We start from the raw sequence: 23746 nt of genomic DNA, 5'->3' as shown, positions 1-23746 counted from the left end.
CAGCGGGCCAACCTTTGACCGGCAACCATCAGGGAAGTACGTCACCAAGCTATTGCATTTGCGACCGGCGCCAGCCTATTGGCAGCCTGCTTGTTCGGTTCGCACCACGTCCTTTCAATGGCCGGAATGGAAAATAAAATGATTTGTCGAAAGCGCAAAATTATTTTCGTTCATATCCCTAAGTGCGGCGGAACTTCAGTCGAAGATTGTATTTGGACGGGCGACAAATCGAAGCGCACCGAACAGGATCTTTGGATGGGCGTAAAGTACCCGTTTTGGAAACCAACTCGAAATAAATATCAGACCGGCGGACTACAACATCTCACCGCACAGCAAATCCGTCAGGAGATAGGTCATGACTTGTTTTGTGGCTGCTTTAGGTTTGCCGTCGTTCGAGAACCGCTTGCGCGGATCGTGTCTCAGTACAAATATATGAAGCGACGCCACGATCTCCGAAAATTGATCAAGATGAATGAAAACGATTCCTTTTCTCATTATCTGGATTTGATAAGCAAGAAAAGTCATGTGCAATGGAAGCCTCAGGCAGACTTCATATTGGATCGGGATGGTTCAATGCTGGTCGACCGTGTTTACAGGCTAGAAGATATTTCGACCGATATGAGCGATCTATCTCGCAATGTCGGCTTAGACTTTGAGCGACTGCCCAAGCACAATACCACGGCCGACATGGAACCGCCGGTAATTACCAACGCGGACCGAGAGGAAGTCGCGATGATGTTCCGTAAAGACTACGAGATCCTCGATTATGCGGTCAGCGACATGCTGGCGACGACCAAATAGCGCGTTGCCGGTTCCGTTCGGGAAGTCGCCCGGTCCGTTCTTCGGCTAATTCGTGATTTTGTCGCGAATTGGCCTCCATCCCGCTATTCGCATCTGCTCGAGATTTCTGACAATACTGGCCTGCGCCGGATCGTTAGCAATTGACGTGACCCCATATCTCCCCCAGCTGGGATTAGAGCCGGGCGGTTGTTGTGCACTGCTACCCAACAATGGACCAAGCCGGTCTGGAGTTTTTCGCCTTTCCCAGGTCCGGTGGGCTGGTCTCACCGGCTGAGGGTGCCAGCATGATCGGGGGGGATATTCCCGATCGCGCTGTGCGGTCGCTCTTCGTTGTAGTGTCTACGCCAGGCCTCGAGCTTTTCGCAAGCATCTTGCAGCGACAGGAACCAGTGGGCGTTCAGGCACTCGCTGCGCAGCTCGCTGTTGAACGCCTCGATGCACGCTTTGTCCGTGGGCTTGCCAGGGCGGGAGAAGTCCAGGATCACACCGCGCTGGTAAGCCCACAGATCCATGTCCCGCGAGATGAACTCGCTGCCATTGTCCACCCTGATCGTCTTCGGATAGCCGATCTTCCTGCATACCTGTTCCAGCGTGGCAACTACGTCTTCGCCCGGTAACTGAACCGGGGATCGATCACCGGTGATAGCCGGGAGTAGGTATCGACCACCGTCAGGATGCGCAGCTTTCGACCTGTCGCCAGCTGGTCATGCACAAAGTCCGTCGCCCAGACATCGTTCGGCCTGATCGCTGGAGCACGATCCTCACGCAGCTTCGCCTTGACCCGTTGCTTGGGCGTCTTGTTCCGCAACTGCAGGCCCAACTCTCTGTAAAGCCGATAAACCTTCTTCAGGTTCACAGCCCAATCATCCCGGCGCAGGATGTAGTGCACCCGCCGGTAGCCGTAGCGGACGTGCGTCTCGCAGATCTCCTTGATGCGCTTCTTCAGAATGGCCGGATCAGTGCGGCGGGACCGGTAATGATAGGTCGAACGATCAAACTGCAAAGCCGAACATGCCCGGGCGGATAGTCACCTGCCAGTCCTGCCGAACCGCGTCGATAAGCTCGCGCTTCCGATCCGGCCTCAGAGCTTTCGCTTGATAACATCCTGCAGCATCTCGCGACCCAGTGGCAGGTCGGCCACGATCTTCTTCAGCCGGCCGTTCTCGTCTTCCAGTTCACGCAGCCGCCGCGTCTCCGATGGCATCAGCCCTGCGTACTTCTTCTTCCAGTCGAAGTAGGTCGCCTGGCTGATCCCCGCCTTGCGGCAGATCTCCGCCACCGGCGTGCCTTCCTCCCCCTGCTTGATGACGAACGATTTCTGCGCGTCCGTGAATTTCGATGCCTTCATGCCGTAGCTCCTCGTCCAGCCAAGGATGTCTACGGCGGAAAACTCTAACCCGAAATGGTCCAGGATTCGGGTGGCAGAGCATTGGGCTGGACGGTTTGTTGCGTTGCGACAGGCTTGAAATTGGTTTCGCCTTGCGGGATAAGATCGTACCGATGGACCGGAGAACCCTTTGAAGCTCCCAGATTTCCTTGTCGTTGGCGCTATGAAGGCCGGAACGACAACGCTTTACCGTGATATTTTGCGGCATCCGCTCGTCTTTCTTCCTTCCCAGAAAGAGCCTGACACGCTGGTGCGGTTTGCCGAGCCAGGGGAGATACGCGATGACTGGAGCCGATTGTTCGCGGATGCAAAATCGGGTCAGATAAAGGGGGAGGCTTCGACCGCCTACGCCAAGCGTCCCGACCATGAAGGCATAGCCGAACGCGCGTTTTCAGTTTGTGGTTCTCAGCTCAAGATCATTTATATCAAGCGCGATCCCGTCGAGCGCCTCGTCAGTCATTATCGCCATGAATTAGCTCATGGAACCGTGACGGGTGACATCAACGATGCGATCCATCGCTTTCCCCGTCTGATCGATTACAGCCGCTACGCTTGGCAGATCGAACCTTGGAAAAGGGCATTTGGTGATGCCAACGTGCTCGAAGTAGACCTAGCCACCTATTCGGAAAATCGCGCGCTCGGCGCGGCTGCGGTAATCGAATTTCTCGGCCTCGACCCTTCGGCGCTTCCCGCGATCGATCCCTCGAACATCGCCAACCGCGCCGACGAGGCGAAGCGGCTTAAAAACCCGGCGATGCAGGCGTTCATCACATCGAATTTTTACCAGCGACGGATCCGCAGTCTGTTTTCGGCCGATCTCCGCGAACGTGTTCGGCGAGCGATGCTGCCGGCGATCAAGGCCGTAGATGCGTCGCTGACAGACGAAAGCCTCGCATACATTCATGACGTATTGGCGTCCGAGACCGTGGTGGAGGCCGACCACGCGCCGGCGAGTGCAAGATGACCGAAATCTTGCCAGGCGGACGGTTCGACTCAAAGCGGAGATCCCGCAGCTTCACCTGGAAGAATATCATTTTGCGGGCGCTCTGGGCATTGTGCTGGATGCTGCTTTGCCGCTGGAACCCGCCGCAACTCTATGCCTGGCGGCGACTTGTTCTCAATCTATGGGGTGCGAAAGTCGCCAAGGGTGCCCGCGTTTATCCATCTGCCTATATCTGGTATCCGTCCAATCTCGAAATAGGTGAAGGCGCCGTTCTTGGCTGGAACGTTCACTGCTATTGTATGGCGAAGGTCGTTCTTGAACCTTACGCCGAAGTCGCGCAATTTGTACATCTGGTCACCGGCACTCATGATTTCGATAGCGAGACGTTTCAGCTTCAGACCCGTCCGATCCGCATTTGCTCCCACGCATGGTTAGCCTCGTCATCCTTCGTGGGCCCCGGCGTAACTGTGGGTGAAGGCGCTGTGTTGGGTGCGCGCGGGGTGGCCATGAAGGATTTGGAGCCTTGGACGGTTTACGCCGGCAATCCTGCGGTCGAGATACGCAAGAGGAGCAGATTCCTGTGACTGGAGGTACTCCTGGAATGCGGGTCTTTCTGACGGGAGCCTCCGGCTTTATCGGCGGGGAAGTCGTCAAGATTCTGCAGTCGAAAGGGTACGAGATCGCGAACTACGACATCGCGCCTCCACATTTCCCGGAGCAGACCGACTGCTGGATCGAAGCCGACGTTAGGGACAAGCAACGTCTCGATTTGGAGGTGGCGAACTTTGACCCGCATTATCTGATCCATTTGGCAAGCGACATCGACGTCGCAATTACGGAACTTGATCAATTCACGACGACCATCGACGGCACGTCCAACGTGATCGAAGCGGTGGCCAAGGCGAAAAGCCTGAAGCGGTTTGTTCACATATCGACACAATTCACCGTAATGCCGGGCATTGCGCCGCCGGATGAGAGCTATTTGCAACCTTATACGGTGTATGGAGAAGCCAAGGCCGAGACGGAGCGCCGGCTGCGTGTGGCCGATTTGTCGGTGCCTTGGGTGATTTTGCGGCCAACCATCATCTGGGGACCACACCATCCAAGCTTCGCCAACCAGATTTTCCGCCATATCGCCACGGGTCGTTATCTGCATCCGAAAGGTTCGGAGCCAATCATGCGCGCATTCGGCTATGTCCGAAACGTCGCCGCCCAGATGGTTTGGTTCATGGAAATGCCGGCGTCTGCGAGCAATCAACGGGTCTTTTATCTCGGTGACGATACCATCGATTACGATCGCTGGGCCGATGCGTTCTCGGTCGAGCTCGCGGGGCGGCGCGCTCGCCGAATTCCGAAATGGCTGCTGTTGTTGATGGGCCGGGCAGGGGACCTAGTCAAGAAGCTGGGCCTCCCGTCCCCGATCGATTCGGGACGAGCCTTTCGAATGAGCACATCCAGCGCCGTCGATCTCGATCGTACCCTGCGGCTGGCCGGGCCGGTTCAGGTGTCTTTTGAAGACGGCGTTGCAGAGACGGTCGCCTGGTTGCGCGAAAAAGACCCGGATCTGTTCGGCAAGGGCAAATAAGAGTCGGCTCCTTCCCGCAACAGGTTTGAAGAAAGGCCTCGGGAAAGTCGTTGTGGAGGCACACTCCCGGCAAGACGAGTGAGCCTGGCGACATTTGCCTCCAGAAGCGCTTCGTCTCCCGGCGACCTCGGTCGTGCGCCGAAACGAAGCAGGTCATGCGGCGCACCCACGGAATCGGCAATCCAGGTGGCGACGTCGCGAATGCAAACCGATTGTCCGGTGCCGATGTTGATAACCGGATCACTGCCCAGATCGACGATGCCGGCGAGATGCATCATTGTCGCGCATACATCATCGACATGAACGAAGTCACGACGTTGGGTACCGTCCGAAAGGTCGACCGGACGGCCGGCATCCAGCGCCTCGATGAGTGCAGTAAAGAGGCGGTTTGGCGCCTCGCCGGGACCATATACGCCAAACAAGCGCAACACTGCGATGTCAAGCCCGTATTTTGGACCGTAGGCTAAAGCATATCTTCCGCTGGCAAGCTTGGCGATGCCGTAAGCAGTACTTGGCATGCACCGATCGGTTTCAATTAGCCTTCCGGCGCGACCATATTCCGACATGCTGCCGGCCAAGAGGATGCGAGTACCGGAAGGCGCCGCCGCGATCAGGTTCGCCACCATGGCTACGTCGCAGCCGATCACCGTTGCGTCATGAGCTTGCGAAGCGGAAACGCCCGTGGCAGCGAGATGAAAGATCGTATCCGGCTGGTCGCGCTCAATCGCCCGTGCCACTGATCTCGCGTCGAGCAGGTCCGTCTGTGGCCGGGACCAGGGACTGACCGTGCAGCCGTTCGATTCGAGATGGCGCACGAGCCGACGACCGATAAAGCCGCTAGCCCCGGTAACGGCAATTCTGCCGATTTCACGGCCAAGGCTAGCCATGCCGCCTCTGGGATAGAATAGACTCATAGGCATCGATCAGGCGCACTGCGACCCGATCCCACGTATAGCGTGCCGCGACGACGTTCTTCGCGCATCCACTCATCTGCTCGAGGGCGGCATCGTCTGCGGATAAGATTTGCCGGAGACCGTTCGCCAGGCCGTCGACGGTTGCTGGAACCACATATCCGGCGCCATCATCTTCGACCTCCTGCATGTGGCAAGTATTCGTGATCAACAGCGGGATGCCAGCGCCCGCGGCTTCGACAATGGCGATTGAGAAGCCTTCCTGATGCGAAGGCAATGCAAAAATATCGGAAACAATGAAGACGCTTTTCGCTTCAGGCCCCGACAACTCGGTCGTCAGTGCAATATTCGCCCCACCGAGCTGAGCGATCTGCGATCTGACTTTTGCTTCATATTCGCGGTCTTGGGCGATGGCAGCCGCAAAGAGGCCGGCCTTGGGGAATTCATGGCGTACTCGGCCAAAAGCGTCGATCAACAGGTCGAGCCCCTTTTTGGGATGCAGGCGACTGAAGAAGAGAACCGTCCGGTCCCAGTCGCCCAACTCAGGGTATTGCCGCAGCAGCTTTGCCTGTGCTGATTGCGGATCTGGTATGTGCAGCGGCGAAAAGCCATTCGGCATGATCACCACCTTGCCAGGCAAGCCGAGATGCGCAGCTTCGTTGGCTTCATCCTGGGTACCATACAGAATGGCATCTGTGCGACCGAGCATAGCGCCAGTACCGAAGAAACGCTGCGCAATCCTTTTCTTCCAGGAAGATTGGCGGAGCTGCCAGCGGTCAAGCATGCCATGTGGCGATACCAACACCGGCTTACCTGCCGCGCGAAATACGGCTGCGGCATCGGCCAGCGCTGTTTCCCAGATGCAATGGATGTGAAGGACGTCAAAATCGTCCGTACGCTGGGCAATATAGCGCCGAAGCGCAGCGCTGCGACCGATCTGACGCGGAAAGTCAGGTCGGAAAAGGTGCAACGCAATGTCAGCATCCGGCAAATCAGGCCATGCAGATCGCGTGTCGGGTTCGTCCTGTGGAAATCCCAACGCGACGATTTCAACCTGACATCCGGCCCGAGCAAGTGCCACCGCACTGCCATTGACCACGCGCGGCGGTCCGCCGTTACGCGGGTGCATGCCCGGGCATATCATCAAGACCCGGATTGTCATTTGATCAGGCCGATTCCGGTCGAGCCCAGCGCACATCGAGTTTCGCAGCGTCGGCCATGTAGGTATCGATTTGTGCGTCCGTCAGTGAACGAATGTCGGCGCCTTCGAACCATTTTCTGTACCAGAAGGCAGTTTCGGCAATCGTCCGATCGAATTCCCATACCGGAAACCAATCGAGCTCCGTTCTTGCTTTTTCGATGTTTAGCGAAAGTGCGATCGCTTCTTTTGGCGCGCCAGCTTCATTCAAGTGAATAGCGGATCCCGATCCCCATTTGGTCAAGAGGGTATCGACGAGTTGCTGTACATTTCTGATATTGTCCTGATCGGGGCCAAAGTTCCAACCTTTGTCGACCGGGGCGCCGCCGCGTAATTGACTTCCAAGCAATAAATAACCGCTCAGCGGCTCAAGCACGTGTTGCCAAGGTCTCGTTGCGAGCGGATTGCGAGTGCCGATCGGCTCATCTTTGGTGAGCGCTGCGATGCAATCGGTAATGATGCGATCCGCCGCCCAGTCGCCCCCGCCAATCACATTCCCAGCGCGACCGCTGGCCACTCGAGCGCTGCTGTCTGGAGCCCGAAAATAGCTGTTTCGCCAGCTGTCGACGACCAGCTCGGCAGCTCCTTTACTCATTGAATAGGGGTCGTAACCACCCATGGGATCCGTCTCGCGATACCCCTCGATCCGGCCATCGTTATGATAACATTTGTCGGATGTGACGACGACAACGTCGCATTTCTCGCCCCATGTTCGAACTGCATCAAGCAGGTTTGCGGTTCCCATCACATTGGTTGCCAGCGTTGCGAGCGGTTCTCGATAGGACAGGCGGACAAGCGGTTGCGCCGCCAGGTGGAAGATAAGATCGGGTTGCACCTCAGAAATGAGCCGCTTTATTGCCTCGAAATCACCGACGTCGCCGAAGCGATGATCGACCAGTTCCGCGATATGCGCCAGCTCAAACAGCGACGGGTTCGTCGGCACATCTATCGAAAATCCGGTTACCTTCGCACCAAGCTTGCTGAGCCATAGGCTGAGCCAGCTTCCCTTGAAACCGGTGTTCCCGGTTACAAGCACGTTCAGGCCGCGATACGCACCGTCAAAGGGGGCACTCACCGGTCGCGACTCCACGGCGCCCTGCCTTCGTTCCAAAGTGCATTCAGATATTGCCAGTCACGAAGCGTATCCATGCACTGCCAAAAACCGTTGTGGCGAAATAGCATCATCTCGCCGGCCTTGGCGGCTTCCATCATAGGTTCCCGCTCCAGCATGATATCGTCGACATCGCCGGACAAAAATCGCTCGATGAACGCTTTTTTAACGACCATGAAGCCGCCGTTGATGTACCGATCCGACGCCATCGGTTTTTCGTTCATCTCGGAAATCTGGTCTCCCGAGATCACCAGCTCACCAAATCGCCCGGGCGGAATTACCCCGGTCATCGTCATCATCTTCCCATGTGACTTATGGAATTCGACAAGGGCGTTGAGATCGACATTAGCGACGCCGTCTCCGTAAGTAAGCATGAAATCATCGCCATCGATATATTTGGCGATGCGCTTCACGCGTCCCGCGGTCATCGTTTCTTCACCAGTCTCGGCAATCGTCACGTTCCAATTTTCGACATCGGAGCTGTCGTGAAACTTGACAGGACGGCCCGCAGCTGTCGAAATCGTTACATCAGCCCGCTGGGCGTGGAAGTTTAAGAAATACTCTTTTATCGACCAGCTTAGATGACCCGCGCAAATCACAAAATCCCTGTACCCGGCAGCATCGTACTGTTGCATTATATGCCATAGTATTGGGCTGCTCCCAATTTGCACCATCGGCTTGGGTACTGAATTGCCGGTGACTTCGCCTAGTCGCGTTCCTTTGCCACCGCATAGCAAAACGACTTGCATGCCTCGTACCCTCCAGCATTTTCAGGATCTCGTGCCCGGTGACGGCCTAGCAACAAGCATGTTGCGCCGCAATAGGTGTTCGGATCACTCGCCCGTCTGATTGCCGCTTATAGCTGGATTACCGGGCCCCTTTCCCCGAATGACCCGGTCTGCAGGCGACTTTCGGCCACTAGGCCCAATTTCGTTGTTCAGGACCTGCCCGTTTCCCATGACCACAATCGATGCATCGCCAGCCCCAGCAGCGTTCACGATATTGTGCTCGAACAAGCCATCGCGGATCATCGCGGATGGAAACGAGATGCCTGCTTGGTGCGAGGTTCGGTTCGCGACGAATTGCGAACCCCTGACCACACTCGATTGACCGATGAAGAACCCAATTCCACCTGCGGGTGCGGTCGAAGCCGAATCGATCAACTGAGAATTGACTAGCCCGAAGGCTACGTTCGTGCCGTGGCCGTCGCCGATCCGCTTGTTCGCCGGATCTTTCAATATGAACCGTTCAAATACGAGGGATTTTCCCCCTTCCGCAGGGTTGGTCCAGACCAAAGGTGCATTGTCCTGAGCCTTACCGCCCGCCATCCGGCTGGCTGCACAGTCGGCGAACACGACGTCGCTCGAACCATACGCTGCTTCGAGAGCTCGATTTGAAAACGTCCAGCGCGTATTGGTGACGCGACCGTTAGTTGCCGGATCCATGCCCCAGTAATAGGTCCCCTCCATGACGACGTTGTCGACTGTGAAATCAAATGCTGAAGTATACAGCGTCGGCCAGCCGATTCCGCGCCCTTGCACAAACGCGATGTCGGTAATCGACGTTCTTGTAGCGACGAAAAGTGGCCATTTCCTGCCGGTGACATCTGTCGTGTATTGATCCGTCGAGGGCAGGGTACCCATATTTAGGCGACGAACGCCAGCGGAGCCGAGAGCGCTGGACCGATAGTTATCGTCCAATGGTTGCGCGAGCGCGATGCTGCCGTCGCTTGGGTTTACGCCGGTGATCCGGCGCAGCAAATTCGGCGTCGTCAAATTGCCGTGCGTCTTTTCCCGCATTCCTTCGATGTAAACGATCATGCCTGCGTGAAAGGCAAATGCGTCGTTCCGGTTTCGAAGTCGAATTTGCAGCGAGCCACTCGGGGCATTCTCAATGTCGAAGCGCGTTTCAGCGACTGGTGTGATCTGCGTCCGTATCGCGGGACCATAAGTGCCCCACAAAAAGACCGGGGCGAGCCGCTTGCCAGTCAGCACGAGTTTCGATTCTTCAGGACCATTTCCAGCGATACTGACATTTTCGGGAATGATGATGCCGACGGGGCAATCAAAGCCGTAGCTTCCTGCGATCTCGAGTGTACCACCGCCGAAATCTTGCAAATATCCGAGCGCACGCTGGATCGTAGTTGCGTTGTTCGTTCCCGACCGAGTAATAACGTCGCCGCTCGAATTTAGCGATCCACGCCAATCCGGGCGACCACCGAACATGGCGAGTTCAGGCCGGTTGCCCTGCAAGCGAAAGGGGCGGCCATCCGCCGCGACGAAGATTGCATTCGGATAAGCCGCACGCTGCGCCGCTGTTACAGCGGAATCGAAATGGTATGTTGCCGCACCCAACCCGACCCGGCCATGGCCAGACGTCATTACGACATCCTGATCCGCAGGTATCGAAGCGCCTGTCGCCTCGGTGAACAGCCCTAGCTTGAAGGGGGACGCGGCAGCCCTTCCTCCAAAGGACCGGATCAGAACAATCGCCGGCACCGCCGTGCCAGCGATCAAGATAGACCTACGGCTGAATTCACCCATATCAGTCCAAGCCAAACGATATTTGATGTTGTCCGACGCAGATAACGTTTGAAAGCCGAATTGGCTGCGCTTTGCGCTCTGAGGCGATGATTTCACCTGCTAAAATACACACTCGACATGTCTCAAAGCTTGCGAACGAATACCAGCAGGCTCTCTCCGCCGAAGGGTGACTTCAGATACTGAACCGCAGCAATCAGTCGGGCTACATAAGTCTTTCCAAAATGATACGATGGCTCAGACGAGTAGGTGTAGCTGTAGTTTTCCCACTTCTTAGCAGGAAAATGCGCCCTGACCGCACCGATCGTATTTAGACGATAAAAGGCGGGAAAGACATCTTCAGCTTTACGGCTCCCGTCTTGTATTTTCTCGAGTGTGCTGGAGTGTTGTCGATTGGGTACGACTCGGCTCGCCGTGGCGATTAACGAGTGCTTGGCCGGCGTACGGGCGCAGAACCAGCCCCCGGATTTCAATACTCGACCGATTTCCGAGGAAAAGACCCCTGGATTCTCAATGTGCTCAAGAACCCAGTCGCAAAAGATCAGGTCGGCCGAACCGTCGGCCAACGGCATTTTGCCGCCGTCATAAGTCAATCGCTCGTCGACATGCTGATTTTTCATGACAGCTGGATCGACGTCCAGTCCAATCACCTTTTCGACTTTACCCTGGATCGTGATCAGGTCTCGACGATATCTGACCTCGTCCTCGAACTGGCATCCGCGACCGGCGCCCAGGTCGACCACCTCCATGCCCGGCTCGAGCAAGGCATTGATCCGGGCATAGAACTCGACGGTGCCGTCAAATTTCGTGAAGCCCCCGGCTCCGACTTCAGGGTAGATAGGAGCAAGAACCCTATTCAATTTGCAGACCCTTCTTTAGTTCATCAGGCGCTTATCATGCGCACTCGCCCGATGGGATTATCCAATCGGTCAAACCATGCGCTAGGCTCTTTGGCCATGGTTCTTGAGCCGACTCGTGTCCTTGGCGGCGATCAGATCACCGAGAACATGAGCGAAGCGACCGATGATTTCGGCGCGGCTCCAGCGTTTGCGCGCGCGATCAGCGGCCTCGTCGGCGTAGCGACGATAGCTTGATGGGTTATCGATCAGTCGCTCTATCGCATCGACCATTGCATCAGCATTTTCCGGCGTGCAAACCAGCCCTGCACCTTCGACTTCTCTTGCGAGCCCGTGGCCGGTTGTGACGCCCGCCACGATCGGTCGACCTGATGCAAGCATATTTGCCATTTTTGAAGGTAGAACTAGGTCAGCCGCATCGGCCCTTTGAGGCAACAGGTGGATCGTCGCAAGATTGAGCAGCTCGTTGAGGTCCTCGATCGGCTGCAAGTCGTGGAACTGGATATTGTCCATCCCTTGGGCGGCTGCCTCCATTGGCCCACGCGTGGGCCCATTTCCGCAAATGACGAAGGTCAGATCGTTCCGATCGCGCATTTTACGAGCGACGTCCACGATGAGATCGATGCCCTGCTTTCTGCCGATGCTGCCAGAGTAAAGCGCGACATGTTCCGTCGCGATGCCCCAGCGCTCTCGAAACCCCGAGCTTGACTGCGGATGTATTCGCGAAATATCCGCCCAATTCCGAAGTTCATATACGCCGTCAGCGGCCCGGCCCTTTTCGACCAGCTTGGCGCACATTTCTCTAGAAATACTGCTTGCCCGGTCGAAAGCGCCAATCATCTGTGCTTCGAATAGTCGAGCAAGCTTTGCGATTTTACCGCTTTCGGACATGTGTTTCGTCGCAAAGCCAGCTTCGACCTCGAAGTCTTGAACATGTAGCCATGACGTCGCGCCCGACAGGCGAGCCGCCAGCAAAGCCAAGGGCGCCGAAATCAGTGAAGGCGCGACACAGAAAACTACGTCCGGCGGGTCGGTGATCGTTCTCCATAGCGTCGGAATCAGCGCGTTAACGAGAAAGCTGAAATAATGGAGGATACGCTTGCCGCCACTGGCGGATTTCGGAATGTAGATCGGGCAGCGCGTTACACGAACGCCGGATTCGCTCGCGCTGGTCCAGCCGTAGCGGCCATAGCCGCCGAACAGCTTCCAGTAGGGATAATGTGGATTTGCCGCGATCACCGACACATCATGGCCCATCTCGGCAAGGGATTGCGCAAGTTCGCCACTGTACAATCCGATTCCGGTCGGTTCGGGGGCGTAGTTCAAGCTAATTATCAGGATCCGCATCAGCAATTGGCCTGCTGAAATGCCCGATATGCATCGGCAATGCCCTCGCTTAGGCCGATCTTGGGAAGCCATCCCATCGCGCGCAATTTGTCAGAATTCATGAGCTTACGGGGCGTGCCGTCGGGTCTGCTTGGATCAAGCAAGATGTCGCCCTCGAAACCGATGACCTCACAAACCAATCGTGCAACATCATGGATCGTGATGTCGGAACCGTAGCCGACATTGACGTGCGTATCACCGGAGTAACTTTTCATAAGAAAGACGCACGCATCCGCCATGTCATCCACATGAAGAAATTCACGCATCGGCGTGCCGCTGCCCCATATGGTGATGGCGTCGGCGCCGGATTGCTTGGCATCGTGCGCTTTTCTTATCAGGGCAGGTAGGACATGGCTGTTGGAAAGATCGTAATTGTCACCTGGGCCGTAAAGGTTGGTGGGCATTGCCGAGATGTAATCGTCACCGAACTGCGTTCGATAAGCCTGTGCCAGCTTGATCCCGGCAATTTTCGCGATCGCATACCATTCATTCGTCGGTTCCAGAGGCCCAGTGAGCAGTGCCTCTTCCGGGATCGGCTGCGGCGCCAGCTTCGGGTAAATGCAGGATGACCCGAGAAAGAGAAGCTTTTCCACGTTGGTTCGGTGCGCCGCATCCAGCACGTTGGTCTGGATGGCCAAATTGTTGTAAAGGAAATCAACCGGATAGTTATTGTTAGCCTGGATACCTCCGACCTTGGCCGCAGCAAGAAACACTGCATTGGGCCGATTGGCATCGAACCACTGGCGGACGGCAGCTTGATCCATCAGATCGAGTTCGTCTCGCGAGGCCATAAGAATATTGCAATTTTCGCAGCCGAGGCGCCGGACGATCGCACTGCCGACCATCCCCCGATGGCCAGCGACGAATACACGCTTTCCTTCCAAGGCGTACATCATGCGTCCTTAGCGATCGGTGCTTCGAGCATGACTTCGAGGTCAGCTCGAACCATTTCGGCGGCTAGGGCTTGTGGGGTCGTCTGGTAGGTCCAGCCAAGCTTCTCGCGAGCCTTGGTGGGGTCGCCGATCAACAGATCGACTTCGGTCGGGCGGAAGTAGCGAGGATCGACCTCGACCAGACACTTGCCGGTTTCCACGCAATATCCCTTTTCGTCTACGCCTTTGCCCTTCCATGCAATCTCGATTCCCGTTTCCTTGAAAGCCCATTCGACGAAGGTGCGAACGCGCGTCGTTATACCGGTCGCCAGCACATAGTCGTCGGCAATGTCTTGCTGGAGCATGCGCCACATGCCTTCCACATACTCGCGTGCATGGCCCCAGTCGCGCTGCGCGTCGAGATTCCCGAGATAAAGCTTTTCCTGTCGCCCGAGTTTGATCGCGGCAACGGCTCGGGTGATCTTCCGCGTGACAAAGGTTTCACCGCGAAGCGGACTCTCGTGATTGAACAAGATGCCGTTCGACGCGTGCATCCCATAGGCTTCGCGATAATTGACAACGATCCAGTAGGCGTAGAGTTTCGCGGCGGCATAGGGCGATCGCGGGTAGAACGGGGTGGTTTCGCGCTGAGGGACCTCTTGAACCAAGCCATATAACTCTGACGTCGAAGCCTGGTAGAAGCGCGTCCACTTCTCCATACCGAGGATGCGGATCGCCTCAAGCATGCGCAGCGTGCCGATGCCGTCGGCGTTGGCGGTATATTCCGGAGTCTCGAAGCTGACCTGAACGTGGCTCTGGGCGGCGAGGTTATAGATCTCGTCGGGGCGGGTTTCCTGAATGATCCGGATCAGGTTGGTGCTGTCAGTCATGTCCCCGTAATGGAGATGGAAACGCGGTCCATCGACGTGCGGGTCCTGATAGATATCCTCGATCCGGCCCGTGTTGAATGAGGAGGAGCGGCGCTTGACGCCGTGGACGACATAGCCTTTTTCCAGCAGTAACTGCGCTAGATAGGCCCCGTCCTGGCCGGTCACTCCTGTCACGAGAGCGGTCTTTCCAGTCATGCTACAAATCCCAATTTTGACTCTATCCCAAGTTAGCCGGTTCCTACGTCGAATTGATCCCCTCGCCTAGCGCATTCGTGCCGCATCGCACAACGACAATAGCCGAGTGTAGCTGACGTGACCCCCAGCTGGCACCCTCAGCCGGTGAGACCAGCCCACCGGACCTGGGAAAGGCGGAAAACTCCAGACCGGCTTGGTCCAATGTTGGGTAGCAGTGCAAACAACCGCTCGGCTCTAATCGTAGCTGGTAGAAACTTCGGGCTCAGACCATGTCCAGCACCAGTGGACTGCTCGCTCGCGAACCTCAGGTGAGAACTTGTTCGTCGTCTTGCTCCTTGACCCTTCCTCTCAGGAGTTGGGCCTCCGGCAATCTCGGGGCGGTTTACAGCGATATGCACGGTTTATTCCCGATAACGCTGTGTGGTTGTACTTCGTTGTAGTCTCTAGGCCAAGCCTCGCATTTTCGAACCGCGTCATCGAGGCTCATGAACCAATGCTGGTTCAGGCATTCCGCTGGTTACGGTTCAGACTCAACGTCATCAACAGTCGAACCCGAAAGCAGCCCCGCACAAAGAGCCGCAATGCAAGCGAGCGACATTGAGCGCAGCGGATAGTCTACGATCGAATGAAAAAATAATATGAGAAAGCTGCCCGTTACGAAAGCCGCTTGATAAAATCCTTCGTGTCCGATTTTCCGGTTAAGTTTAATTATTCGGATTCCGGCGATAACGAGGACCGCCAGCAAATAAAGGATGCCGACAGCGCCTGATTCGATAACGAACTCAAGATAATCGTTATGCGCGCGGTTGGCGAAGTTGGGGCGAACATATTCGAGGCGCTCTTCGGACGGGAAGATACTTTGGAACGTTCCAACCCCGGTTCCAATGGGCCAAGTCTGGGAAACGGTGTACAATGAATCTTCCCAGATTTTCGGGCGCGCATCCTCTAAATCGTCGAACCGTTGCAGCGTTTTGTTGACCCGGTTGTTTCCATGTAGCGCATATGCCGAACCGCCGATTACCATCAGTCCAGCGCCGATCATTAGCAACCCCTTGCGCCCGAGCAGTGCCTTCTTCGGCACCAATGTCATGATAGCCACGACTAGCGGAATAAGGATCAGCGCTAGGCCTGTCCGCGACCCGGTAAAAATGATAGAAAGCAGCAGAAGCGCTGCACCCGCCAGCATGATGGCCCGCAGTAACCGGTTGTTTTGTGAGGGTCCGGCCTGCCAGAAGGCGACGATCATGGCCGTAGCAGAGATTAACAAAATGTCCGCCTGGGCGTTGCGATTAGCTTGAAAGCCAGTCGAGAAGCCGTAGTGAGTGTCGGAATAAAAACGAAGCCAGTTGGCGTTCCCGCTTGCGAGTTGAACGGTGCCGATCAACGCTGACAAAATGCCTAGCGCGCCCAGGCATATTATCAATATTGTTCGCTGACCGCGCGACAGGGAGGCCACCATGATCGCAAGGACGATTGGGGGAACCAGCGACAGAAGCGAGGCGAATGTGCGTGTCGGAGATACCGAAATCGGCATCCATGTATTCGCGCGTCCCACAAGGCCAAGCGCCTCGACTTCCGTGCCGCGTCCCGGCAAGGCATGCCACAGAGAGGGCGGCAGCGGGAGGAGTTGCATTAGGGGAATTGCGATAAGCGCGAATAGCGCAACCAGCCAACTGCCATCGCGCACGGGTGCGATCGCTTCTCCGCGCAGATAGGCCAGCCAGAACCAGGCAATTGCCGCGGCAATTGCGGCAAGTTCCACCACTAATTCGCTGCCGGGCGCGGGTGTTCCGCCGCCACCGAACAGAATCGCAACGACTAGCAGGGCAGCGGCGATCAGAGTGCGCCATTCTGACCAGATGAAGATTGCCGGCGGCCGATGCACAGGACCCCGGTGCCTTGGCCGCGATTTATGGTGCTGGTGTGATGGCAATTTTGTCGACCCACCCCGTATCATTTTGTCCAAATCCAGCCGCCTGCTTGACGATTGAGAACGTCTGTATTGCGCAGTCAGCATTCGGCACATGGAAGATCAGGCTACTTGTCAGGTCATCGTTCGAAATGGTCGTTGCTGGATCGGTCGCTTCGCGCCGCGATTGATTGCAGATGACCTGGGGTATAATACTGAAATCAGGCGCTCGGCCTTGGCTCCAGCTCTGCCAGGAAAGACGATAGCCGCCAGGTGACAAATAGAGGATTTGATAGGCCCCGACCTTTCGCACCGACAGTGTCGATTTGATCTTGAGAGCATGTCCCGAAAGCGGACGTGGCGCGGGTTCGACGCTCGCCTCGATACCCGCTTCCTTGGGGAAGTTCCATGTAAACGGGTTTTTCTCTTCCGGCGTCGATTGTTCGAAGTCGCCGTCGTTAATGAATTTCGAAGAATCGCTTCCGCAGCCGCTCTGCCAGAGCTGCTTGGCTTCCTTGATATATTTTCGCGAGATCAGATAGAAAACGCCGCGCGAAAGACTCCCGCAATCAAGATCGGCACCCTGCTTGCGTGCAAGCGCGATGGTCCTCTCGCGCGTGACGAGTTCATCGGGTTTCAGATGTCCGGCGTCGGCGAGGAAGCGGGGCATCCAAGGCGGATCCTGTACGAGCAGTCCGGCCAGTGCGCGGCGCCCCTCGGGGGTGGCTTCGAGCTGCTGTAGCGCGGAATTGACCTGCTCATTGTTGACGTCCAGTCGCATCAGCGCGTCCAGCCTCTGCTGCGCGATGTTCGTGTCGTTCAGGGCAAGGGCTGTAGCCAGCCAGTAGAGCTGCACCGACACCTGGCGCCAACCTAACTGCCCAGCCACCCGGAACGCGCGCTGCGCAGCTTCGTCCTGACCGTCGGTGAGCAAGGTGGAACCCAAAATCGCGGTTGCTGCCGGATCGATTGGGTCGGTGCGCACGAATTGCTCCGCTGCGACGATGGCGCCGGTTCGGTCTCCTGCTCTGCTTAGTGCGGTCGAGTAGGCTCCGGCCGCCTTGCCGCCCAAAAAGGGTGCCTTGGCGAGACCGTTTTCTGCGATGATGCGGTCGGTGCCGCTCATCATGGATAGGATAGCGATAAATAGGGCCCCGATGGTCGCCGCGATGGGGCGTATCAGCGACGATTTGTTGGGGTTATTCATTGCCGTAGCGGTAGTAGCTGTATCCGTAATAGCCGTAGTCGGACGAGGATTTTTTGGGGTCGAACTTGGTGAGAACGGCGCCGAGGATATGGGCATGCGCGGTTTGCAGGCGGCGGATGGCGGTTTTGGCGGCGCCGCGATGGCCGCGATTGGCTTCTGCAACGAAGATGGTGTTGCCGGCGATGGAGGCGAGCAGGGGTGCATCGGCGAGGCCGAGAACGGGCGGTCCGTCGAGGATGATGACGTCGAACAGGCGCTTCAGCTGATCCATGGTTTCGAGCATGCGGGGGTGGCCGAGCAGCTCGGTGGGGCTGGGCGGAACGGGACCCGACGGAACGATGGTGAGATTGTCGATACCGGTTTCGCGCACGACGCCGGTGATGTCGCGGTCCGTGGTAAGCAGGTCGGTAAGGCCGGGTTCGGCGGGTATGCCGAACGTTTGATGGACGGCTGGGCGGCGCAGGTCGACATCGACCAGCACGACGCGCTTGCCGAGCTTGGCGAGGCTGGTGGCGAGCGCGTAGCTGGTGGTCGACTTGCCTTCGCCCGGGCCGCTGCTGGTGATGTGGAGCACTTGGGGAAGGCCGTCGGCGGTCGAGTAGAGCAGCGCGGTACGCAGCGAGTTGTAAGCCTCCGATACCGAGGAGCGGGGGTTTTCGAGATCCTTGATCAGCACCTCGGCCTCTGACGTCGGGATCACGCCGAGCGTCGTCAGACCCAGCTTGCGTTCGATATCCTCGGGGCTGCGGATGACGTCGTCGAGCTGTTCGCGGATGAACACCACGCCGCCGGCAAGCGCGAGTCCGGCAAGAAGCGCGAGTGCCAGGTTGAGCACGAGCTTGGGCGAGGAGGGGATGATCGGCGCATTGGCCTCGTCGACCACCGAGATGTTGCTCGCGGTAATGCCGGCGGCCGCGCTTACTTCCTTGAAGCGCTGGAGCAGCCCTTCGTACAGGGTACGGTTGGTGTCCGCCTCACGCGCCAGGATATTGTAGCGCACCGAACGGTCCTGCTCGGTGAGCGTCTCGCCCTTGAGCTGGTTGACTTGGCGGTTGAGCGAGGTTTCGAGATCGCGTGCAGCTTCATATTGCTGTTTGATCGACTGTTTGATGCTGGTCGCGATCGAGTTGATCTGGTTGTTGATCTCGGCAAGCTGCGCCTTGAGCTGGATCACCGTGGGATAGGCCTCACGGTGCCGGGCAAGCTCGTCATTGAGATTGGCGTTGGTCGTCGCGCGCTGCTGGAGCAGGTCCTGAATTGCCTTGTTGGCGAGCACGTCGGGGATGCTGAGCAGCGGCGTGCTTTGTACCGTGCGCCATTTCTCCTCGGCCGCGATCCGCGCCGCAGTCGCGTCGTTTGCCGACTGGTTGAGCTGGACCAGTGAGGAAGTGGTGACCGATGCCGGTTTGCTCGTGACAGTTCCGTCAGGGTTGGTCTGGTCGGTCTTGATCAGTCCCGCCTGGCGGGCATAGGCGTTGAGATCGCGCTCGGACTGTTCGAGCCGCGCCTTCGCCTCGCCCAGCTGTTGCGAGAGAAAGTTTCTCGCATAGGCGGTGCTGTCGAACTTGCGCTGCAGATTGTTCTTGATGAATTCGCTAGCATAGCTGTTGGCGATGCGCGCCGCCAAATTGGAGTCCGGGCTCTCGAAGGAGATGCTCGCGACGCGCGAGTTTCGCGGCAATGTCACGGACAGATTGTTCGCGATCGTCTCCAGCACCGCGTCGCGCAGCTGGGTCTCGCGCTTGATCGCCGGGTCAGGGATGGGCGGCGTCATCTCCATCTGCTTGAAGAAGGTGTCGCTGTCGCTGAACAGCCCCAGCGCCTGCGCCACGCGCACCGCCATCGCACGGCTATTGAGAACGTCGACTTGCGTCTGCAGGAAACGGTCGGCGTCCTGATAGGAAGCCGCCGGCTCGACATCCTGCTTGCTGTCGAGCACCTGCGCTGCCTGCTGGTCGATCTGAACGCTCGCGGTCGCCACATATTGCGGTGTCATCAGCATCGTGACGATCAGACCGATCGCCACCGCCACCGCGACGATCCCGCCGATCAGCCATAGATTGCGCTTGATGATCAGCCAGATCGCGTGAAAGTCGATCCCGAAGCCACCCGTATGATCGCCATAGCTTTCCGGATAGATATCCGGATCCCGCACCGCTGCGGGACGATCAGGCGAAGGCAGGGTCTCGTAGTTCACGAAAAGAAAATCCCGATCTTAAAAATAACGGAAAACATTGAAAAACGGCGCGGCCTTGAACAAGTCTCGAAAGGCTCCCTTCACCGCGCTGAACCCGACCACAATGACGTCGCCGCCCTTTATCTCCGGATCCGCCGCCTTGCCTTCGCGAATGTCGTTCAAGTTGAACACACCGCCCATCCGCTTACCGTCCACGCGCCGAAAAATCACGATCTGGTCGAGCTTTGCCACTTCGGTCGGGCTCTCCGCCTGCGCCAGCGCCTCGAGCAGCGTCGATGTGCCATTGATCTCATAGGTGCCTGGCTTGTTGACATCGCCTTCCACCGTCACTCGCTGCGAAATCGATGCAGCCACCGTCACAGATACCTGCGGGTCGACCAGATATTTGCGGCCAAGCGCCGCCGCGATTTCATTCGACAGCTCGAGCGCGGTTTTGCCAGCCGCCCGGACAGTACCCAGCAACGGATATGAAATATTCCCCGCCGCATCGACCTGGAGCTGGTTTCCAGTTCCTGAGAAGCTGAGGTCAGGCTCTTGAAATACCGTTATGCTAAGAACATCGAGTGGGCCGATTTCATACGATGTTGCCTGTCTGGTCAAATCTGGTTCCGGGAACATCGCGTAAGCGGCGTCGCCGCTCGGCAAGCCCTTCGCGTTCATGGAGTGCTGACAACCGCCGAGCATAACAACACTAGCGGCCAATATCGCTCGACGCAAAACAACCATTAAAGCTCCAGCGCTCTAGATGACTTCGGCTTCCAGCCAATCCGTCCAGAAGCAGGAAAGTGCTGACCCGCCAAAATTTAAGCGGAAAATTTTCCACAGAAATCAAAAAAAGCGCGCGCGGCTATCCGCGCGCGCTCCTATTCTATCGACAGTAATACCTTAGCCCGGGCTGTCCGCATTGCTGTCCGAGCTGGCCGCAGCCACGATGCCGCCAACGACTGCTGCCGCGGCCAGAGCTGCCACGACATAGCCGGTGGACGACAGCTTGCTGTCCTTCTTGACCGCTGCCGAGGTGCGAACGCCGTTGGTTGCCACGGTCTTGTTCGCCGTCGGAAGCGCGGTGTTCGCGCGCGTTGCGGGGGCGGCCATCGCCACCGTAGAACCCATCAATCCGGCCGCCGCGCCAAGCGTTGCTGCCATCTTCAAAATTCGCATTACGTCGGCTCCTTCATTTTGTAAAACCGTCCAATGCGATACGCGATTCACCTTAAAAAGCAACCGCAGTTCGTTGGACATGCTGCGAAATGCTCCCCCAGCGCGATAGTTTTGCAACAACTTAGGATTTGGCCTCGTCACAGTGGAGACGACAGAGGGTGAGGTTGCGATTTGCGGTATGCGGAATTCTGGGCGCCCTGCTGTCCGGCTGTGCGGTCAACACCAATGTGTCGCCCGTGCAGCAGCTTGTCGGTTTGCGAACGGCCGATCTGCGTGTTCATACGATTTTTGATCGGCTTGCGAGGGCGAACAGCGACTATTGCGAAGCTCATAAGGCAGATTTCGGCGTCATTCTGCATGCCTTGGGGCAATATGAAGGAAAATATCGCAGCCTGGCGGTTCGAACTTATGGCTTCAAAACCAGGTTGGGGGTGGAAGCGGTTGTGCCCGGCGGGCCGGCGGCCGAGGCGGGCCTGAAACAAGGCGATTCGATCGTATCCGTTGCCGGGCATCCGCTACCCGATGTCACGGGAGTCGACCTGGTGTCGGCGGTCAACCGCCAGCTCGATGCGGCGCAGAGTGAGATAGACCTGGTAGTCGTGCGTGGAGGCGCAAAACAGGTCGTCGATATGTCGCCAGTTCGTGCATGCGCCGGAGAAATAGATTTGGACGTCGATGGCAGTCGCGATGCCGGCACCGATGGGTCGACCGTGCAACTGACATCGGGATTGCTCAACATGATTCCGAACGACGATCAGCTTGCGGCGGTGATCGCGCATGAGTTTGCTCACGTCGTACTCAACCATCCCGAGCGCTTGGACAGGGCGGGGGTGTCGCACGGAATATTCGCGGGCCTCGGCGCAAACGGCTCGGCCATCCGCGAGACCGAGCGGCAGGCTGATATTCTGAGCATATTCCTTATGGGCAACGCGGGGTATCGGACCGTCGCTGCAGCGGATTTCTGGGAAGGGCCGGGGCGGAAGCTGGGCGGCTTCCTGTCCGACGGGACGCACGACGGCTGGAAAGAACGCGCGAGCCTGCTGCGCAAAATGTCGACCCGATATCAGTCCGAGCCAAAAGCTCCGATCTGGATGCAACTGTTGAACGATCGGGACAAGCCTTTGGAGATCAACGGCAAAGCCCGCGATGGCGCGTAGTCGATCGTATCAGAACGCGTTGCGGTGAAGGACCACTTTGATCGTCAGAATGACGATCTTTATATCGCTCCAGATTGTCCATCCCTGCAAATATTCAAGATCTGAATCGAGCCTGTCGAGAAGGTCGCGTTCGCGTTCGGTCGCGCCGCGGAAACCGCGGATTTGTGCAAGCCCCGTCAAGCCGGGTTTGGCCGTGTGCCGTTCCCAATACCGCCGGTCGACTTCCCAGAACAACTTGTTCTCTGCGCGCGAACCGGCCGCGTGGGGGCGGGGCCCGACGATGCTCATATTGCCGATGAGCACGTTGAACAGCTGCGGCAACTCGTCGATGCTCGTCCGTCGAATAAAACGGCCAACCCGCGTGACGCGCCGATCATCGCGTGCCGTCGATCGGTTGCCGCTATGATCACTGGAATCAACGTACATGCTGCGAAATTTCAGCACCGAGAACATCTCGTTACCGCGCCCGAAACGCTTTTGACGGAACAGGACGGGGCCAGGACTTTCGACCTTGATGGCGATAGCCGTCATCAGGAGGATGGGGGACAGCAGAATTATCATGGTAACGGCGACAGACAGGTCGAACGCCCGCTTTATGCTCCGTTCCATCAGGTTGAGCGGTCCCGCCGCGACGATCAGGGAGGTTTCGCCGCGAACATTCTCCATGCCCAGTGGTTTGAAGACGGATAGTTCCGGCATGTAAATCTCGCCCTGGATATCCGCTCCCTTCAGTACACGAGCCCAGGCGGCGCGCCGTTCCGGTGGGCATGCCACGACGATGCGATCAGCGCTGCGAGCTGATGCGGCCATATGCCCATATAGTTCCGGAGCATTGAGATTGGGGTCGAGCCGCCGATCAGCCTGGATAACGGACGTGAACGGACTATTCGGCTTTCGAGCGTCGCCGTCGACGATCAGCAGCGACTGGAAAGGATTGCCGCCAATCGCTCTTTCGAGGTTCCGAACAAAATAATAGCGCATCGTCGCCATGAGAAAAAAGGCGCCAACAGACCCCGCTCCGATAGTCAGTCGCGGGAATGCCGTACTTGTTTTTGTGAAAAAGACTATCAGCAAGGCGACGCCCATGGCCCAGGTCAGCGACTGTATACTGCGCCTGACCGCAACCGAAGCACGTCTAAGGCTTTCCGCCGAGTAAGCATGGCGATCACCGGCGATGATGAAATAAAAAATCAACGCGGAGACGGCGAACAAGATCGGGGACGATTGCAGCGGACCCGATCGTGCCCAGTTCGCAATCGTGAAGCTTGCCAGCAACGCAGTGCTATCGATCAACACGAGGCCTATCGCCGCGCGAACCCGTAGAATTCGGGAGGATCGTCTCGGAGCCTCGGAACCAGTTGCGATAAGCATGGGCTCAGGGGACCGAAACGACTCCGCGCCGTCAGCCAGACGTTCAGCAGGATTTTCCCCCAAGGACA

20 protein-coding genes and 2 pseudogenes are annotated in these 23746 nt (G+C 57.4%); 5 read left to right on the top strand and 17 right to left on the bottom strand.

Going from position 1 to position 23746, the window contains the following annotated elements; genetic code table 11:
• The first annotated feature begins 117 nt into the window (after positions 1 to 117).
• Positions 118 to 801 carry a sulfotransferase family 2 domain-containing protein gene (locus J7S20_RS06350; RefSeq protein ID WP_284053362.1) on the top strand — a complete coding sequence of 228 codons (684 nt, stop codon included), beginning with the start codon at positions 118 to 120 and terminating at the stop codon, positions 799 to 801.
• Positions 802 to 1000: 199 nt separating this feature from the next.
• Here the strand turns inward: J7S20_RS06350 and J7S20_RS06345 are convergent.
• Positions 1001 to 2149, bottom strand: a pseudogene (locus tag J7S20_RS06345) (IS3 family transposase).
• A 169-nt stretch (positions 2150 to 2318) separates the two neighbouring features.
• Between J7S20_RS06345 and J7S20_RS06340 the strand changes: the two are divergent.
• The 3 genes from J7S20_RS06340 to J7S20_RS06330 are packed head-to-tail and all read left to right on the top strand — an operon-like array spanning position 2319 to position 4716.
• On the top strand, positions 2319 to 3152 hold the full coding sequence (locus J7S20_RS06340; RefSeq protein ID WP_284053361.1) for a sulfotransferase domain-containing protein: 834 nt from the start codon (positions 2319 to 2321) through the stop codon (positions 3150 to 3152).
• Positions 3149 to 3715: an LbetaH domain-containing protein gene (locus J7S20_RS06335; protein WP_284053360.1), complete on the top strand. Its 567-nt coding sequence runs from the start codon at positions 3149 to 3151 to the stop codon at positions 3713 to 3715. The genes J7S20_RS06340 and J7S20_RS06335 overlap by 4 nt, the downstream gene beginning before the upstream one ends.
• 17 nt (positions 3716 to 3732) lie before the next feature.
• Positions 3733 to 4716: an NAD-dependent epimerase/dehydratase family protein gene (locus J7S20_RS06330; RefSeq protein ID WP_284053359.1), complete on the top strand. Its 984-nt coding sequence runs from the start codon at positions 3733 to 3735 to the stop codon at positions 4714 to 4716.
• Here the strand turns inward: J7S20_RS06330 and J7S20_RS06325 are convergent.
• The 15 genes and pseudogenes from J7S20_RS06325 to J7S20_RS06255 all read right to left on the bottom strand — a co-directional run bounded on the left by J7S20_RS06325 (position 4632) and on the right by J7S20_RS06255 (position 21231).
• Entirely contained in the window at positions 4632 to 5603 is a 972-nt protein-coding gene (locus J7S20_RS06325; RefSeq protein WP_284053358.1) for an NAD-dependent epimerase/dehydratase family protein, read from the bottom strand. The two genes, J7S20_RS06330 and J7S20_RS06325, sit on opposite strands and share 85 nt — an antisense overlap.
• The gene (locus J7S20_RS06320; RefSeq protein WP_284053357.1) at positions 5596 to 6756 is read right to left on the bottom strand and encodes a glycosyltransferase; all 1161 of its coding nucleotides are present in this window, start codon (positions 6754 to 6756) and stop codon (positions 5596 to 5598) included. The genes J7S20_RS06325 and J7S20_RS06320 overlap by 8 nt, the downstream gene beginning before the upstream one ends.
• 37 nt (positions 6757 to 6793) lie before the next feature.
• The gene (rfbG, locus tag J7S20_RS06315; protein ID WP_284053356.1) at positions 6794 to 7900 is read right to left on the bottom strand and encodes a CDP-glucose 4,6-dehydratase; all 1107 of its coding nucleotides are present in this window, start codon (positions 7898 to 7900) and stop codon (positions 6794 to 6796) included.
• The gene (locus J7S20_RS06310; RefSeq protein ID WP_284053355.1) at positions 7897 to 8685 is read right to left on the bottom strand and encodes a glucose-1-phosphate cytidylyltransferase; all 789 of its coding nucleotides are present in this window, start codon (positions 8683 to 8685) and stop codon (positions 7897 to 7899) included. The genes rfbG and J7S20_RS06310 overlap by 4 nt, the downstream gene beginning before the upstream one ends.
• Positions 8686 to 8769: 84 nt before the next feature.
• A complete protein-coding gene (locus tag J7S20_RS06305) occupies positions 8770 to 10575 on the bottom strand; it encodes a hypothetical protein (protein ID WP_284053354.1) in 1806 nt (601 codons plus the stop codon).
• A 26-nt stretch (positions 10576 to 10601) separates the two neighbouring features.
• A complete protein-coding gene (locus tag J7S20_RS06300) occupies positions 10602 to 11336 on the bottom strand; it encodes a class I SAM-dependent methyltransferase (RefSeq protein ID WP_284053353.1) in 735 nt (244 codons plus the stop codon).
• 81 nt (positions 11337 to 11417) lie between these two features.
• Positions 11418 to 12680 (bottom strand): WcaI family glycosyltransferase, encoded by a 1263-nt coding sequence (locus J7S20_RS06295; RefSeq protein ID WP_284053352.1) that lies wholly within the window; start codon positions 12678 to 12680, stop codon positions 11418 to 11420.
• Positions 12680 to 13612 carry a GDP-L-fucose synthase gene (fcl, locus tag J7S20_RS06290; RefSeq protein WP_284053412.1) on the bottom strand — a complete coding sequence of 311 codons (933 nt, stop codon included), beginning with the start codon at positions 13610 to 13612 and terminating at the stop codon, positions 12680 to 12682. Before fcl ends, J7S20_RS06295 begins: the two co-directional genes overlap by 1 nt.
• A complete protein-coding gene (gmd, locus tag J7S20_RS06285) occupies positions 13612 to 14676 on the bottom strand; it encodes a GDP-mannose 4,6-dehydratase (protein WP_284053351.1) in 1065 nt (354 codons plus the stop codon). Before gmd ends, fcl begins: the two co-directional genes overlap by 1 nt.
• A 382-nt stretch (positions 14677 to 15058) precedes the next feature.
• Positions 15059 to 15190, bottom strand: a pseudogene (locus J7S20_RS06280) (integrase core domain-containing protein); the annotation flags it as partial.
• A gap of 3 nt (positions 15191 to 15193) precedes the next feature.
• Complete coding sequence (locus J7S20_RS06275) at positions 15194 to 16561, bottom strand: O-antigen ligase family protein (protein WP_284053350.1); 1368 nt, start codon at positions 16559 to 16561, stop codon at positions 15194 to 15196.
• 25 nt (positions 16562 to 16586) lie between these two features.
• Positions 16587 to 17792, bottom strand: coding sequence for a tetratricopeptide repeat protein (locus J7S20_RS06270; RefSeq protein WP_284053349.1), 1206 nt, complete (start codon positions 17790 to 17792; stop codon positions 16587 to 16589).
• Entirely contained in the window at positions 17785 to 19989 is a 2205-nt protein-coding gene (locus J7S20_RS06265; RefSeq protein ID WP_284053348.1) for a GumC family protein, read from the bottom strand. The genes J7S20_RS06270 and J7S20_RS06265 overlap by 8 nt, the downstream gene beginning before the upstream one ends.
• An 18-nt stretch (positions 19990 to 20007) precedes the next feature.
• Positions 20008 to 20649 carry a polysaccharide biosynthesis/export family protein gene (locus J7S20_RS06260; RefSeq protein ID WP_284053347.1) on the bottom strand — a complete coding sequence of 214 codons (642 nt, stop codon included), beginning with the start codon at positions 20647 to 20649 and terminating at the stop codon, positions 20008 to 20010.
• A 225-nt stretch (positions 20650 to 20874) separates the two neighbouring features.
• Positions 20875 to 21231 (bottom strand): hypothetical protein, encoded by a 357-nt coding sequence (locus J7S20_RS06255; protein WP_284053346.1) that lies wholly within the window; start codon positions 21229 to 21231, stop codon positions 20875 to 20877.
• Positions 21232 to 21314: 83 nt separating this feature from the next.
• On the opposite strand from J7S20_RS06255, the gene J7S20_RS06250 reads away from it, so the two are divergent.
• Complete coding sequence (locus J7S20_RS06250; protein WP_284053345.1) at positions 21315 to 22307, top strand: M48 family metallopeptidase; 993 nt, start codon at positions 21315 to 21317, stop codon at positions 22305 to 22307.
• Positions 22308 to 22316: 9 nt separating this feature from the next.
• On the opposite strand, the gene J7S20_RS06245 is transcribed toward J7S20_RS06250, so the two are convergent.
• Positions 22317 to 23600, bottom strand: a complete 1284-nt coding sequence (locus J7S20_RS06245) for an exopolysaccharide biosynthesis polyprenyl glycosylphosphotransferase (protein WP_284053344.1) — start codon at positions 23598 to 23600, stop codon at positions 22317 to 22319.
• Positions 23601 to 23746: the final 146 nt, after the last annotated feature.

The sequence above is a fragment of the Stakelama marina genome, assembly GCF_018122655.1.
GTDB lineage: Bacteria > Pseudomonadota > Alphaproteobacteria > Sphingomonadales > Sphingomonadaceae > Sphingomonas > Sphingomonas marina.
Note: the sequence above shows the minus strand (reverse complement) of the source record. Positions and strands in the feature narration are given on the sequence as shown.